Annotated in this window: 16 protein-coding genes and 1 pseudogene; all 17 read left to right on the top strand. The window is 43.8% G+C overall.

What is annotated here, in order from left to right; genetic code table 11:
* Positions 1-127 precede the first annotated feature (127 nt).
* Positions 128-973 (top strand): ABC transporter ATP-binding protein, encoded by an 846-nt coding sequence (locus RZ44_RS08575; protein WP_035810410.1) that lies wholly within the window; start codon positions 128-130, stop codon positions 971-973.
* The gene (locus tag RZ44_RS08580) at positions 974-1,678 is read left to right on the top strand and encodes an ABC transporter permease (RefSeq protein WP_035810412.1); all 705 of its coding nucleotides are present in this window, start codon (positions 974-976) and stop codon (positions 1,676-1,678) included.
* A 201-nt stretch (positions 1,679-1,879) separates the two neighbouring features.
* Positions 1,880-2,725 (top strand): 4-(cytidine 5'-diphospho)-2-C-methyl-D-erythritol kinase, encoded by an 846-nt coding sequence (gene ispE, locus RZ44_RS08585; RefSeq protein ID WP_035810414.1) that lies wholly within the window; start codon positions 1,880-1,882, stop codon positions 2,723-2,725.
* Positions 2,726-2,787: 62 nt separating this feature from the next.
* The gene (gene purR / locus RZ44_RS08590; RefSeq protein WP_035810416.1) at positions 2,788-3,618 is read left to right on the top strand and encodes a pur operon repressor; all 831 of its coding nucleotides are present in this window, start codon (positions 2,788-2,790) and stop codon (positions 3,616-3,618) included.
* A 30-nt stretch (positions 3,619-3,648) separates the two neighbouring features.
* Positions 3,649-4,023: a RidA family protein gene (locus RZ44_RS08595; protein WP_035810418.1), complete on the top strand. Its 375-nt coding sequence runs from the start codon at positions 3,649-3,651 to the stop codon at positions 4,021-4,023.
* An 80-nt stretch (positions 4,024-4,103) separates the two neighbouring features.
* Positions 4,104-4,403, top strand: a pseudogene (gene spoVG / locus RZ44_RS11425) (septation regulator SpoVG); the annotation flags it as partial.
* A 247-nt stretch (positions 4,404-4,650) separates the two neighbouring features.
* Positions 4,651-6,006: a bifunctional UDP-N-acetylglucosamine diphosphorylase/glucosamine-1-phosphate N-acetyltransferase GlmU gene (gene glmU / locus RZ44_RS08605; protein WP_035810421.1), complete on the top strand. Its 1,356-nt coding sequence runs from the start codon at positions 4,651-4,653 to the stop codon at positions 6,004-6,006.
* Positions 6,007-6,022: 16 nt separating this feature from the next.
* Positions 6,023-7,000 carry a ribose-phosphate diphosphokinase gene (locus RZ44_RS08610; protein ID WP_035810423.1) on the top strand — a complete coding sequence of 326 codons (978 nt, stop codon included), beginning with the start codon at positions 6,023-6,025 and terminating at the stop codon, positions 6,998-7,000.
* Between the two features lie 115 nt (positions 7,001-7,115).
* On the top strand, positions 7,116-7,751 hold the full coding sequence (locus tag RZ44_RS08615) for a 50S ribosomal protein L25/general stress protein Ctc (protein WP_035810425.1): 636 nt from the start codon (positions 7,116-7,118) through the stop codon (positions 7,749-7,751).
* 69 nt (positions 7,752-7,820) lie between these two features.
* Positions 7,821-8,393: an aminoacyl-tRNA hydrolase gene (gene pth, locus RZ44_RS08620; RefSeq protein WP_035810429.1), complete on the top strand. Its 573-nt coding sequence runs from the start codon at positions 7,821-7,823 to the stop codon at positions 8,391-8,393.
* Entirely contained in the window at positions 8,386-11,856 is a 3,471-nt protein-coding gene (gene mfd, locus RZ44_RS08625; protein ID WP_035810431.1) for a transcription-repair coupling factor, read from the top strand. The genes pth and mfd overlap by 8 nt, the downstream gene beginning before the upstream one ends.
* Positions 11,853-13,034 carry a MazG nucleotide pyrophosphohydrolase domain-containing protein gene (locus tag RZ44_RS08630; RefSeq protein WP_035810432.1) on the top strand — a complete coding sequence of 394 codons (1,182 nt, stop codon included), beginning with the start codon at positions 11,853-11,855 and terminating at the stop codon, positions 13,032-13,034. The genes mfd and RZ44_RS08630 overlap by 4 nt, the downstream gene beginning before the upstream one ends.
* Positions 13,021-13,293: an RNA-binding S4 domain-containing protein gene (locus RZ44_RS08635; protein ID WP_035810434.1), complete on the top strand. Its 273-nt coding sequence runs from the start codon at positions 13,021-13,023 to the stop codon at positions 13,291-13,293. The genes RZ44_RS08630 and RZ44_RS08635 overlap by 14 nt, the downstream gene beginning before the upstream one ends.
* A 79-nt stretch (positions 13,294-13,372) precedes the next feature.
* The gene (locus RZ44_RS08640; RefSeq protein WP_035810436.1) at positions 13,373-13,762 is read left to right on the top strand and encodes an FtsB family cell division protein; all 390 of its coding nucleotides are present in this window, start codon (positions 13,373-13,375) and stop codon (positions 13,760-13,762) included.
* An 81-nt stretch (positions 13,763-13,843) separates the two neighbouring features.
* Positions 13,844-14,224 (top strand): S1 domain-containing RNA-binding protein, encoded by a 381-nt coding sequence (locus tag RZ44_RS08645; protein ID WP_035810439.1) that lies wholly within the window; start codon positions 13,844-13,846, stop codon positions 14,222-14,224.
* 67 nt (positions 14,225-14,291) lie between these two features.
* A complete protein-coding gene (tilS, locus tag RZ44_RS08650; RefSeq protein ID WP_052108932.1) occupies positions 14,292-15,551 on the top strand; it encodes a tRNA lysidine(34) synthetase TilS in 1,260 nt (419 codons plus the stop codon).
* Positions 15,541-16,077 carry a hypoxanthine phosphoribosyltransferase gene (hpt, locus tag RZ44_RS08655; protein ID WP_035811693.1) on the top strand — a complete coding sequence of 179 codons (537 nt, stop codon included), beginning with the start codon at positions 15,541-15,543 and terminating at the stop codon, positions 16,075-16,077. Before tilS ends, hpt begins: the two co-directional genes overlap by 11 nt.
* Positions 16,078-16,146 lie beyond the last annotated feature (69 nt).

Consider the following 16,146-nt stretch of genomic DNA (forward strand, 5'->3'; position numbering starts at 1 on the left):
TAAAAGATGAATTATATACAGCTCAATATCAGTTTCCCACAACTCGCCGTGATTATATCGCGGCGTTTTTCTTTACTGAATAAACTGTAGTTAAGACAGGCGAAACAAAAAACTGGAGGTTTTAACTATGAGTATTATTCAGGTAAACCGGCTTGAGAAATCATTCGGCAGTGAACATGCACTTTCCGGTATTACATTTAATGTGGAACGCGGTCAGATTTTCGGGCTGCTTGGACCGAGCGGATCGGGGAAAACGACAACGATTAAAATAATGACAGGCGAATTTAAGCCGTCAGGCGGTGACGTTGATGTGAACAGTTTCAACTATAAACAGTTCGGCAAAGATGAGTACATCAGCAGTCTTGGAATTTTATCGGATAAAAGCTCTTTATATGAAAGGCTCACCGTCAAAGATAATCTCGAGCTTTTTAGAAAACTGTACGGTGCACCGAAAGGCACTGTTGAAAAAGTTCTGAATGATGTCGGACTTGGAGACGAAATCAATAAGACGGTATCAAAATTATCGAAAGGCATGAAGCAGCGTATTCTGTTATGTAAAGCAGTGATTCACAGACCGGCGATGCTATTCCTGGATGAACCGACTTCGGCGCTGGATCCCGGGACTGCTGAAAGAATTCACGACATGCTGGAGGAACTGAGAGATTCGGGAACGACAATTTTACTGACGACACATAATATGGATGAGGCGACACGACTTTGCGATAACGTCGCTTTTCTGTATCAGGGTGTCATTCAGGACTCTGGTGCGCCGGCTGATTTGAGACATAAATATAAACACGATGAAGTACACGTCACATATACGGACGGTACAGTTAAAACGATAGCGAGAACAACGGACAACAGACCGCTGCTCGATAATGTGCTTTTTGACGATAACGTAGCAGATGTCAGAACGGATTTTCCGACACTTGGAGAAGTGTTTAAAAAAGTTACCGGTAAGGAGCTGGTCTAAATGAATATGACGAGAGTAATGGCGATATTTGAAAAGGATTTAAAAGAATTTATGAAAAATATGATGCTGTTTACATCGGTGCTGCTGCCGGTATTGATGGCCGTCTTTTTTTCGAGAGTGGGGGAAGGTGCAAAAGGAGTTGTGCCGCCTGAAATACTTGGAATTATTGCAGGTGTCGTATTCTCAGCAGTGCTGTTCAGTGCGGTGATGACGATGATTGCAGAAGAAAATGAAAAAGACACGCTGAGAGGACTGCTGCAGTCACCGGCGACGATACTGGACATTATATTTGGCAAGAGCATGGTGGTGACGCTGATGACTGTACTGTCACTTGTTGCATCGATTATCATCATCAGCCCGGACAACTACTGGACAGCCGGAAACATACTGAGTCTGGTTCTGACAGGACTGTTCTTTTTAAACATGGGTGTCGGCTTTGGACTTGTCGTGAAATCAGTTGCGACAACGTCAGTCTATGTTCTGCCGGTTATGTTCATCTTCGGATTTACACCGTATATAGAAATGCTGATTACAGATCCGGACAGCATAGCGATTAAAATTGCAGAATACTTCCCAATTTATCAGCATATGTTTGTACTGGAAGGCAGCGGAGGCGTGACGGAGTTCATTATACTGGGCGCATGGGCAGCAGCGAGCTTCCTGCTTGTACTGTGGGCATTTAATAAACGTAAAAATGATGAGTAAGATTATATCAGGCACCGGATTCCTTTGGATCCGGTGTTTTTCTGTTTGTGGGTGTCGTGGTTTATGTAACGGCAACGCCAAATCGCAATCCGAACAACTTCTCCGCACCAATCTTTAAAAATATCAGCGTTATTCATCTTTGTTATATGCTAAAATAACACATATATATTTCGAAAAAAATCTGGCAAAGGACTATGAGCTATGCATTATGAAATCGCACCAGCAAAAATTAATTTAACATTGGATACGCTGTATAAACGCGATGATGGTTATCACGAGGTCAGCATGGTTATGACGACTGTCGATTTGAACGATAATTTATCGTTCGAGAAGCGCAATGACAGAAAGATCATCATTGAGTCCGATCATCAGTTTGTGCCGACGGACCGCCGCAACCTGGCTTACCAGGCTGCGCAGTTAATGATGCGCCGTTACAAGATAAAAACCGGCGTAACGATTAACATCGACAAGCATATTCCGATTGCTGCGGGTCTCGCCGGAGGTTCTGCCGATGCTGCCGCGACGTTCAGGGGGATGAACGCGCTGTACAATCTCGGACTGGAACTCGATGAGCTGGCGGAACTGTCAGCAGAACTCGGTTCTGATATACCATTTTGTGTTTACGGCGGAACAGCACTCGCGACAGGGCGCGGGGAGATTATTGAACGACTGCCGAGACCGCCGCACGCGTGGGTCGTACTCGCGAAGCCGTCTATCAGCGTATCGACGAAAACGATTTACGGCGCACTGAAGCCCGGAAAAAACGAACCGGCATCCGGCGTTATGAAGGATGCTATCGCAGATGGAGATTATGACAAGATTATCAGCACTTTAAAAAATGATCTGGAAGAGGTTACTGTAAGGAAGTATCCGCAGGTCAGAAAACTGCTCGGAAACATGAATGATTCGGGCTCTGACGGCGCTCTGATGAGCGGAAGCGGGCCGACGGTATTCGGCATTGTCAGGAAAGAACACCAGTCAGTTCATCTCTACAATGCAATGAAGGGATGCTGTGCTGAAGTTTATCGAATAAGATTGCTTGGATAAGTATTAAAATCCGAACTTATATGGTAAAATTGTTACCTATAATACGGTTTAGGAGTTAGACTATGAAATATAAACGCAGTGAAAGGCTCGTCTACATGACGCAGCATTTAATTACAAATCCAAATAAATTGATACCATTAACGACATATGTAGATAAATTCAGCCAGGCGAAGTCTTCAATCAGTGAAGATATCCGCATTATTAAAGATGTTTTAAATGCGGAAGGACTCGGTATTCTGCAGACGACAGCGGGAGCAAACGGCGGGGCAATGTTCATTCCTAAAATCAGTGTGGAACGTGCCGAAGAAATTATTTCCGAATTCAAGACGGATCTTGAATCGAGCGAACGCCTTCTGCCGGGAGGCTACCTGTACATGTCCGACATTATGGGTAATCCCAACATGATGAACAACATCGGTGATTTAATCGCCACGATGTATGGAGAACTGGAAATCGACGCGGTTGTGACGATTGCGACGAAGGGGATTTCTCTTGCAAATGCGGTCGCATGCAAGCTGAACGTGCCGGTTGCCGTTATCCGAAAAGATAACAAAGTCACTGAAGGTTCTACTGTATCGATAAACTACGTATCGGGCTCGACGCGTAAAATCGAAACGATGGTACTGTCAAAACGTACGCTTAAGGAAGGATCGCGTGTTCTTGTAGTGGATGACTTCCTGCGTGCAGGCGGTTCTATTACCGGTGTGACGAATCTGATGGAAGAGTTTAACGCGACAGTAGTCGGTGTCAGTGTGCTCGTTGAAGCGAAAGAGGTTGCGAACCGCAGATTTAACGATTACACGTCACTGCTTAAAGTATCCGAGATTGATGAATTTAACGAATCATTTGTAGTTGAAGAAGGAAACTGTTTAGATTACATTACAGGCAAGTAGATTTTATTCAAATTACGGAGGATGATTAAGATGCAGCCAATTAATTCTGACAAAGCACCAGCAGCAGTAGGTCCATACAGCCACGGCGTAAGAACAGGGGATTTATTTTATTCTTCAGGCCAGGTGCCTTTAACACTCGAAGGTAAAATCGTTTCAGAAGACGTTGCGGAACAGACAGCACAGGTTCTCGACAATATCGGCGGCGTACTGGATGTGGCCGGACTGGACTACAGCAATATTGTTAAAACAACAATCTTCATCGCTGATATGAATGACTTTGCAGTAATCAACGAAGTTTACGCGAAGTATTTTACGGGTAAACTACCTGCAAGATCATGTGTAGAAGTTAGTCGTCTCCCATTAGATGCAAAAGTGGAGATCGAGGTAGTTGCATCTTTCGAGTAACTGTTGATTTTAGTGGGGTTCTAAGCCAGATAGGTTTTACACAGCAGATCTAAAACACAAATCTATGGAGGAACAGACACATGAAAATAACAGACGTTAGACTTAGAAAAGTCAATAATCAGGATACGAGAATGAAAGCTCTGGTTTCTGTAACATTTGATGAGTCATTTGTTATTCACGATTTACGTGTAATTGACGGTAACAATGGACTGTTTGTAGCAATGCCGAGTAAACGTACTCCGGACGGCGAGTTCAGGGACATTGCCCATCCGATTAATTCCGATATGCGTCAGCATGTGCAGGAAGAGGTTATGCGTGTGTATGAAGAAACTGCGGATGCAGAAGAGGCTGCTGAACAGGCGAGTGAGCCGACTGTGGAATCTGATCCGGCAGAGGATGAAGAAACTAAAGAAAACATTGATGAAGAGAATGCTCCGGACTCAAATACTGCTCAGGAAGAAAACGTAAAAAATGAAGACTCACCGGAAGTATCGGAAGATACTGCGGAAGAAAATAAATAAAGTACAGAACTCAGGCCGGGCCAGTATGGCCCGGCCTGAGTTTCGTCTTGAAAGATAACATGGACTGAAATATAATTAATATATCGTATTAAAGTGGGGGTTAATTATGCAAACGAGAGCGATTATTGTTGCTGCAGGTGTCGGCAAGAGAATGAATTCAAAGAAACCGAAAGTATTGCACGAAGTCTGCGGGATCCCGATGATTACGAGAGTAATTAACACTGTGAAAGCTGCGGGAATCAGCGAACTGCATGTCGTGACAGGTTCGGGACATGATGCGGTAACTGAAATTCTGCCGGCAGATGTTAAAGTTGCGGTCCAGGATCAACAGGAAGGTACAGCGCATGCTGTCAGCCAGACGGCGCCTGAACTTAGTTCGGCGGAAGGAAACACTCTGATTATCTTCGGCGACACACCGCTTATTTCTCCGGAAACGATTAAAAATCTTGTGGCTGACCACGAGAAATCGGGCTTAAAAGCAACAGTATTATCAGCATATGCAGATAATCCGAAAAATTTCGGCCGTGTTCTCCGCAAGGAAAACGGTACGGTTAAAGAGATACTGGAAGAAACTGAGATCACACATGAGCAGGAAGAAATTAAAGAAGTCAGTGCAGGTGCAGCGGTATTCAATAACCGCGAATTATTTAAAGTGCTCGATAAGATAACGAATGATAATCCGGAACAGGAATATTATCTGTCTGATGCTGTCGGACTGTTAAGCAGTAAAGGTTCACGTGTCGGCGCATTTGTCACGGCGCAAAATGATGAAATTATTAACGTTGACAACCGGTTTTTACTGGCACGCGCATCGGAACTATTAAGACAGCGCATTAATGAGCATCATTTAGAACAAGGTGTGACAATTATTGATCCTTCGAACACATACATCGATGAAAGTGTTAGAATTGGTATGGATACTATTATTTATCCTAACACTGTTATTAAAGGCGATACGGTAATCGGTGAAAATGCGATTATTTCGGCCAATTGTGAAATCAGCGGCAGTGTAATCGGCGACAATGCAGAGATTAAGCATTCTGTTGTTACCGATGCAGAAGTCGGCAGCGGCACGACAGTCGGTCCATACGCGCAGCTGCGTCCGGGAGCAAAACTCGGAGAAGCTGTGAAGATTGGAAACTTTGTTGAAGTTAAGAAGTCGGAGTTAAAAGACGGCGCGAAAGTATCGCATCTGAGTTATATCGGCGATGCGGAAATCGGCGAAAGGGCGAATATCGGATGCGGTGCGATTACGGTTAACTACGACGGCGTCAACAAGTTTAAAACGACGGTCGGCGCAGACGCGTTCATCGGCTGCAACACAAATCTCGTTGCCCCGGTAACGGTGGGAAGCCGTTCTATTACGGCAGCAGGTTCAACGATTACAGATGATGTTCCTGATGATAGTTTGGCGATTGCACGAAATAAGCAAACGACAAAAGAAGGTTATTACAAAAAATAATACTTGGAGGATCAAAATGTTAGCTTCTAGTAATCAAAATAAAAATTCTAAAATGAAATTATTTACGTTGACAGGTAACGAACCCTTAGCACGTGAAATCGCGGATCATATCGGTATTCCGCTTGGTAAATGTACAGTAAACCGTTTCTCGGACGAAGAAGTTCAGGTTAATGTCGAGGAAAGTGTACGCGGCTGTGACGTATTCGTTATTCAGCCTACAAGCCAGCCGGTAAACGAAAACCTTATGGAATTACTAATCATGATTGATGCACTGAAACGTGCATCGGCTAACACGATTAATATTGTTATGCCGTATTACGGCTATGCACGTCAGGACCGTAAGAGTCGTGCACGTGAACCAATTACAGCGAAGCTCGTTGCAAACATTATTGAAACTGCAGGTGCAAACCGTGTGATTTCACTTGATCTTCACGCACCTCAAATTCAGGGATTCTTCGATATTCCAATCGATCACCTGATGGGAGTGCCAATTTTAAGCGATTACTTCTTAGAGCATGAAGGTATTGACCTTGAAGAAGTAGTTATCGTTTCACCTGACCACGGCGGAGTAACACGCGCACGCCGCATGGCAGACCGTTTGAAAGCTCCAATCGCAATCATCGATAAACGCCGTCCGCGTCCAAACGTTTCAGAAGTAATGAATATCGTCGGCGAAATAAACGGCAGAACAGCAATTATTATCGATGATATTATCGATACAGGCGGTACGATTAAAACTGCAGCGCAGGCTCTAGTAGACAAAGGTGCAAAAAACGTTTATGCATGCTGTACGCACCCTGTACTTTCAGGACCTGCAATCGAACGCATTCAGGACTCTGTAATTAAAGAGCTTGTCGTAACAAACTCTATCCAGCTGCCGGAAGAGAAGAAAATTGATAAAATTACAGAATTGTCTGTTGGCGAACTGCTTGCTCAGGCTATCGTGAGAGTTCACGAGCAGGAGTCAGTAAGCATATTATTCGACCAAACGTGATAATTTAACAGTTTTTTTACAAACTGATGTAATTTGTGGTATTATAATGCGTGGCTATGTGTTAGGATAGGCGTTATTATAATAGACTTGTATTAGATGAAAGGTGGAAATAATTATGGCTAAATTAGCCTCAAACTCAAGAGCTGGGAAATCAAAACAGTCAGAACTTAAAGAATTACGTCAAGCTGGTAAAGTTCCAGCAGTCGTATATGGTTTTGAAACAGAAAATACATCATTATCAGTAGACGAGAACGAATTCATCAGAGTAATTCGTGAAGTTGGACGTAACGGTGTTATCGACTTGGAAATCGCTGAAGGTGTTACTCAGGTAATGGTCAACGATTATCAGTTCGACGCACTTAAAAACCAAATCACTCACATCGACTTCATTGCAATCAACATGCAGACTGAAGTAACGGTTGAAGTACAAATCGAATTAACTGGTGAAGCTCCAGGACAAAAAGAAGGCGGCGTTATTGAACAGCCACTATTCGAAGTGTCTGTAACAGCTAAACCTGCTGATATTCCGGAAACTATCGAAGTAGATATTTCTGAACTTAACATCGGAGATTCAATTCACGTTGAAGACATCCGTTCTAAAGGCAACTTCGTTATCGAAAACGAAGATGCTGATGCATTAGTAATCGTAAGTGCGCCAACTGAAGAGCCTGAAGAAGACGAAAACGCTGAAGAACAAAGCGTTGAAGTTGAAGCAACAGCTCAGAAAAATGATGCAGCTGACGAAGAGTAATATTAATTTAAAATAACAACGGCGGTGGACTTTCCATCGCCTTTTTTAACGTTTATATGAGGTGATGGAATGAAATGTTTTATCGGTCTTGGAAACCCGGGCCCTAAATACGATAAGACTCGTCATAATATCGGATTTATGGCAATAGACAGATTGAGCAGCGATATTGACATTGAGCTGGATAAGACGAAATTCAAATGTGATTTCGGTACGGGCTTATTAAACGGGGAAAAAGTGATGCTCGTTAAGCCCCAGACTTTTATGAACTTATCAGGTGAAGGTGTACGCCCGCTCGTTGATTATTACAATATTGAACTGGAAGATATCGTCGTTATTTACGATGATCTGGATTTACCGCTTGGACGAATCCGTCTGCGCCAAAAAGGCAGCGGCGGCGGACATAACGGTATTAAATCGCTGACGCAGCATTTCGGCAGTGAAAAATATAATCGTATCCGTCTCGGTATTGAACGTCCGCCGCAGGGTATGCCGGTTACTAACTACGTACTGGGCAAGTTCCCTAAAGCAGATTCACAGACAGTCGATAAAGTACTCGATGTGTCGAGTGAAGCATGCCGGCGTTTCGTATCGGCACCGTTTTTAGACGTGATGAACGAATATAATGGTGATGTCAATGCATAACAAAATAAGCGACAGAATATTAAACGATGAACGTGTCAAAAGCATTTTAAACTACGACAGCGATAAAAACCTGCTCGTTACAGGTGTGAACGACGACTTTAAACCGGTACTGCTGAAAGAGCTCACAGAAAACTCGTCAGAACCGCAAGTTGTCTTCGTTGAAAATAACCACCATATGGAGAAACTGGCAAACAGCATGATGGACGTCATGGATAATGTATACACATTCCCTGTCGGCGACATTATGATTGAAAGTTTATCAAAGCAAAGCCCTGATTTTATGAAAGCAAGAATGACTGCATTATATGCACTTGCTCATGAGAAACCAGGGCTCTTTATCGTACCTGTACACGGTCTGTTAAAGCCGTTGATGCCGAAAGAAAAACTGTTGTCTTACGAAAGAACACTGCAGCTTGGCGGAACGGTGAATTATGATGAGCTGATTGAATTCCTGGTCAGTCTCGGCTATAAGCGGATGAGTCAGGCGCAGAACTTCGGTGAATTTGCAGTGCGCGGGGATATCTTTGATATTTACATGCACGACGTGTTCCTCCGTCTTGAGCTGTTCGATGATGAAATCGATTCGCTCCGTCTGATCGATCCGGAAACGCAGCGCTCGCTGCAAAATATCGACAGCATTACGATTGAACCTTACGCAGAATATATCGTCGAAGCGAGCGAGCGTGAAGAACTGCTCGATAAAATCGATGAGCTGTACGAACAGACTGCAGCGGGACTTGAAGGTGTAACTAAAGACGCCCTCGAGGAATACTATGACATCGTTACGCATCCGGATCAGCTGGTCAATCACCTGGCGCAGTTCGCACATCTGCTGGATGATCACGATAAGTCACTGCTCGACTATTTAACGCCGGAACACCGTGTGTTTATCGACGATGCCGGTGCGATTAAAACAGCATATGATGCTGAATTCTCCGCAGTGCATAATTACTTTGAATCGGTGCTTGAAGCAGGACAGATGTTTACCGGTGCTGCGAACTATCTCGAAGGGCAGTATGATCGTCTGTTAAACATTAATGGAGCGACGTACTTTAACTTATTTATGAAAAGTATGCCTGTATCGATTGGGGAAATGATAAAGATCTCGGTGAAACCGACAGAGATTTACTACGGACAGTACGATATTCTCGCGTCGAATTTAAACAGCATGCTGGAAAACGATTATCTCGTCAATATAATTCTCCGCGATGAGGATGAGCTGAATAAGACGAAACAGCTGCTCGAAGATTTAAAAATACCGAGCTTTATAAATGAAATTCCCGGGAACTCGGGAATTGTTCTCACAATCGGGACGATGGCGACAGGATTTATACTGCCTTATATGAGTGCAGCAATTTTAACGTCCAAGGAACTTTACAACAAAGTTCAAAAACGTAAAAAGCGCAAGCAGAAAATTTCGAACGCGGAGAAGATAAAGTCCTATCAGGAACTGAATGTTGGTGACTATATTGTTCACGTGCATCACGGTGTCGGCAGATATCTCGGTATTGAAACGCTGCAGGTCGGAGGTATTCACAGCGACTACATGAAACTGCAGTATAAAGGCACGGATCAGCTGTATATCCCGGTCGACCAGATGGACCTTGTGCAGAAGTACGTGGCAAGCGATGACGGCTCGCCGAAAATGCACAAGCTCGGCGGCGTCGAATGGAAGAAAACAAAAGCCAAAGTGGAAGCGAACGTTAACGATATCGCCGAAGAGTTAATCAGGCTGTATCAGGAACGTGCGCAGTCCAAAGGGTTTCAGTTCAGTCCGGATACGGAAATGCAGGAAGCATTTGAAGCACGCTTCCCGTATGAACCGACACCGGACCAACTGGCCAGTATTAACGAGATTAAAAAAGACATGGAAGATGCGAAACCGATGGACAGACTGCTTTGCGGAGACGTGGGTTACGGTAAGACAGAAGTGGCGATCCGTGCTGCCTTTAAAGCAGTACAGGACGGCAAACAGGTCGCATTTCTTGTGCCGACAACAATTCTTGCAGCGCAGCATTTTGAGAGCCTGATTGAACGGATTGAAGATTATCCGGTTAATGTTGCGATGATGTCGCGTTTCAGAACGGCAAAGGAAAACCGTGAAACAGCGGCAGGCTTAAAAGAAGGACGCATCGATATCGTTGTCGGCACGCATAAAATACTCGGGAAATCGATTGAGTATAAAGATCTCGGATTGCTGATTGTCGATGAAGAGCAGCGCTTCGGTGTAAAACATAAAGAAGCGATTAAACAGATTAAAAATAACGTCGACGTTCTTACGCTGACTGCAACACCGATTCCAAGAACGCTCCATATGAGTCTGACGGGAGTTCGGGATTTATCGGTAATCGAAACCCCGCCTGAAAACAGATTCCCCGTTCAGACATATGTGCTCGAATATAACGGCAACTTTGTTAAAGAAGCAATCGAGCGGGAACTCGCACGTAACGGCCAGGTGTTCTACCTGCATAACAGAGTTGATACGATTTACAACAAGCAGGCGCATGTGGAGATGCTGGTACCGGACGCATCGGTCGGTGTCATGCATGCAAAGATGACCGAGAAGCAAATTGAGGAAACGATGCTCGATTTTGTAAACGGTGAATTCGATGTACTCGTGACGACGACAATTATCGAAACGGGTGTGGATGTACCGAATGCCAACACACTTATTATTGAAGATGCCGACCGTTTCGGTCTGAGCCAGCTGTATCAGCTCCGCGGACGTGTCGGACGAAGCAACAGAATCAGTTACGCGTATTTATTCCATCAGCCGAACAAAGTGCTGACGGAAGTCGCTGAAAAACGACTGGAAGCAATCAAGGAATATACGGAACTCGGCAGCGGCTTTAAAATTGCAATGCGCGATTTGAATATTCGCGGAGCCGGCAATCTGCTCGGTAAAAACCAGTCCGGATTTATCGATTCGGTCGGTTATGAAATGTACAGCGACATGCTGGAAAGTGCAGTGCAGGAAAAACAGGGTATTGAAAAAGAAGAGGAACCGGTCAGCATTCCGATTAATATCGAAGCGGATGCTTATATTCCGGCGACGTATATTACACATGAACAGTCGAAAATAGATATTTACAAACGTTTGAGAAAAGCGAACTCGCTTGAGGATATTCAGGACATTGAAGATGAGCTGATCGACCGTTTTGGAGAATACCCTGAAGAAGTCGTCAACTTAATCGAACTGGTAAAAGTAAAAGTCTATGCATTGATGTACGGCATTTATAAAGTGTCGGAAGATGCGAGACATTACTATCTGAACGTATCGAAAGCGGCAACGGAAGAAATCAGCGGTGAAAAACTGTTCCAGGATACACAGGATTACAGCAGAATATTAAAAATATCAGTTAAAGACGGAGAAATCCGCCTGACAATCCGCTCTAAAAATATTAAAGAGCTCGTCGGCATTATGAGCGCAATACAGGACAGCAGAATGGAGGCAGTCAGATGAATACAATAAGAATTATCGGACTCGGCACATCGGATATCGATAAAATGCCGCTTGGTGTATACAAAGAACTGAAAGCAGCGAAGCAGTTATATGTCCGTACTATGGATCACCCTGCAGCGGAGTTGCTGAAAGAAGAAGGTGCGGATATTACCGCCTTCGATTCGTACTACGAAGAAAATGATACTTTCGAAGGCACGTACGAACGGATTACGGACACGCTGCTACAGGCGGCACAATCCGGTGATGTACTGTACGCGGTGCCGGGGCACCCGATGGTATATGAAACGACCACAGAGCGTCTGCTGGAAGCTGCGGCAGCGGGTCATGTGAAAGTGGAAATTGCCGGCGGACAGAGTTTTATCGACGATGTGATTACAGCACTTAAAATTCCGGTGAATGAAAACTTCCAGCTGCTCGACGGTACAGCGCTCAGCGTTAACGATCTTGATTACAACAAGCACACGCTGATTACGCAGGTGTACGATCAGCTGTCGGTCAGCGAAGTGAAAGTGACACTGCTCGACTACTATAATTACGATGCACCGGTCTATCTGGTTGATAAAGCGGGCAGTGCCGACGAAAACATTATCGAAAGTACAATTTCGGAAGTCGACTTTAATGTGCCGGATTCGAATCTGCTGTGCATGTTTGTGCCAAAAGCTGCAGGGGAACAATACAATAACCGCTCAATCGCACACATGATTCACGTCTTCGATACGCTTGTCAGCGAAGAGGACGGCTGTCCGTGGGACAGTGTGCAGACGCACGAATCATTGGAGCGATATCTGCTGGAGGAATCATACGAAGTCATCGAAGCGATTGAAAAAGAAGATGATGACGGTCTGGTCGAAGAACTCGGCGATATTCTGCTGCAGGTTGCGCTGCATGCAGCAATCGGTAAAAAAGAAGGCTATTTCGACTTCTATGATGTACTCAGCTCGCTGAATAAAAAAGTGGTTCACCGTCATCCGCACGTGTTCGGTGATGAGACGGTCGAAAATATGGATGACCTGAATGAAGTATGGGCAAAAGCAAAAGCAGCAGAAGGGAAAAAGCCGAAAGTAAAACACGAGAAAGAATATGCAGCATCGGTATTGAAATGGATGAAAGAAACGATTCATCATGACAAACCGCTGAATGAAATTATTACAGAGGATGATAGACATGAGACTCGATAAGTTTTTAAAAGTGTCAAGAATCATTAAACGCCGCACGCTGGCGAAAGAAATCAGCAGTGAAGGGCGCATCGAAGTAAACGGGCGCGCAGCTAAAGCAAGTACCGCGCTTGCTGTCGGAGATACACTCGTTATCCGCTTTGGCCGCAGCATCGTGACATACGAAATACTGGAATTGAACGAGAAAGCAAAAAAAGAAGAAGCGGAACGTATGTATAAAGTTCTTAATGAAGAGAAAATTGAAAAAGAATCAGATTTTTAATAGATTGTCACCTAATTTTCCTGTATCTTGTATATAATAGACAGTGAATACAAGATTAAAAAAGATTGGATGTGACAATGTGAGTAACAAGGTAGTCAGGCTCCTGAATAACTATACGAAAAAAAGAGATAGCGAAAAGAAGCAGTTAGCGAGTGAATCACGTGTGTCGCGCCGCCGTACGATGTTTTTTGGCAGTATCCTTCTAGGCATTGTCATTATACTTCTGCTCGTGGCATTCAATCAAAAACAGGCAAATGAAGAGCTGCACGGTGAAGTACTTGCTACAACTGAAGTACTGGAAAAGAAAAATAAGCAGCATGCAGATCTCGAACAGCAGATCAGACAGCTGAACGACGATAATTATATTCTGCGTATCGCACGCAGTGAATTCTTTTTATCAGAAGAAGGAGAATTGATATTTAACCTTCCGGATAAAGAGGATAAAGAACAGGAGCAAACGGAAGAATAATCATTGCATATGTAATGATTATTCTTTTATTTAATGGTAATATAGGTATGTATAATGATTTTGGGAGGATATTAAATAAACATGTCAGTTGAAGCGGGCAGTAAAGTTATCGGCAAGGTTACAGGTATCAAACCATTTGGTGCATTTGTTCAATTGCCAGGCGGCAAAACAGGATTAGTTCATATCAGTGAAGTGGCTGATAAGTACGTAGAGGACATTAACGAACATTTAAAAGTCGGTGACGAAATCGAAGTTAAAGTGTTGACGATAGGTGACGACAACAAGATAAGCTTATCTATTAAAAAAGCACAGGATAAACCAAAACCGAAACCTCGTGCAAAAGCACCGTCTCCGGAAGACTTTGAGAAGAAACTTTCAGGTTTCCTTAAAGACAGCGAAGAGAGAATGTCTACAATTAAAAGACAAGCAGAATCGCGCCGCGGCGGAAGAGGTCGTAAATAATTATATTAAGAGGCCGGAGCAATTCGCTCTAGCCTTTTTCTTATTTTTTAAGAAGGGGAGGCGGTGAATGATGAACCTGAAAATCAATACAGCATGGAGTCCGGAAGACGATATCGCTCTGGCATTGTCCGGCGGTATAGATTCAATGGTGCTGTATCACCTCCTGACCCGGGAATATAAACATACATACAGAACTCTTACTGTGATTCATGTTAATCACAATGTGAGGGCGGCATCGGCAGAAGAAGAAGCGTACATAGAACGCATGACAAAGACAGACGGCATCCGTTGTGAAACCACTGTATTGAACTTTACGGACGGGTTCTCGCAGGACGCCGGCAGAGTAAAGCGTTATGAATATTTTACATTGGTGCTTAACAGGCTGAATATTAAGTATCTGCTGATGGGGCATCATCAGGATGATCAGTACGAGACAATCATGCAGCAGCTGTTAACCGGGCGGCATCTGTACGGAAATCTGGGGATTCCCGCCGTACGGCATGCCGGCAGCTATACGATTGTCCGTCCTTTTTACGGCATCTCGAAAACAGACATACAAAAATATCAGGAATATCACAAGGTCAGATATTTTGAAGACGGGAGCAACAAAGAAGACGGCTATACAAGAAATTACGTAAGACACCATATTATTCCGGCGGTTAAAGCCTCTTCGTCCCTCGATATTAAACAGCTCGATGCCGTCCGGGAAGACCTGAACGGGTTCAGTGATTTCGCATACGATTTTGCCGGTGATTTTATAAAAAAACATCACGGCAGGCTGCCGCGGAAAGAATATATGCAGCACAGCAGTGTTATCAGGCGCTATATTCTGACGGCACTTTTAAGCGGGCATGATGTCCGGATCACCCGGCAGTCTCAAAATTCACTGGATGAGCTGCTTTCTGAGGGGCCGGCTCAGACGGTATTCGATGCCGGCGGGGTAAAGGTCCATATTGAATATGATACTTTTTATGCAGCACATAATGCGGCGGACACCGGTGAAACCTGTATATCTGTTGAGAGTAACGGTGAGTTTATTTATAATGACTATCATGTCACTGTAAATTTATGCAAATCGGAGCTGCCGCTGACAATACGTATGAAAGCGGACGGCGACAAAGTCTATCTTAAGAATACCGGAACAAAAAAGGTTAGCCGGCTTTTTATCGATAAAAAGATTCCGGCGGCCGAGCGTCTGAAAATGCCGGTCGTTGTAAATCCGTCCGGGATTATTATTGCAGTTGGAACAATTTATAATATAATTGAACCATCTGAAACCAGACTATTAAAGATTACGAAGGAGTTTAATGATGACTATCCAAAATGATATAAGCGAGATTGTATTATCAGTTGAAGATATCGAGGCTATTAACAAAGAGCTTGGAGCACGTATTACTAAAGATTACGAAGGTAAAAAACCTGTACTTGTCGGACTGCTGAAAGGTTCGATTATGTTCATGGCTGATTTAATCAAACATGTCGATACGCATATGGAAATTGATTTTATGGATGTTTCAAGCTATGTGGGCACCAAATCGACAGGCGAAGTTAAAATTCTGAAAGATTTATCGACATCAGTTGAAGGCAGACATATTATCATTGTCGAAGACATCGTAGAAACAGGCACGACATTAAACTCGATTATCGAGTTTCTGACATACCGTAAAGCAGCGTCCATCGAAATTGTTACGCTGCTCGACAAACCGGTTCCTGAAAGAAAACTCGATGTGGAAGTTAAATATATCGGAACGAAAATTCCTGACGGATTCGTTGTCGGATACGGACTGGATTTTGACCAGCAATACCGCAATCTGCCGTACATCGGCTTGTTAAAACCTGAATTCTACAGCTAAATCAAATGAGTGGAAGTTACAGGAAAATTTTGTTACTATTTTTGGTAATGCATTAGAAATGGAGGATTA

The sequence above is a fragment of the Jeotgalicoccus saudimassiliensis genome, assembly GCF_000756715.1.
Taxonomy (GTDB): Bacteria; Bacillota; Bacilli; order Staphylococcales; family Salinicoccaceae; genus Jeotgalicoccus; species Jeotgalicoccus saudimassiliensis.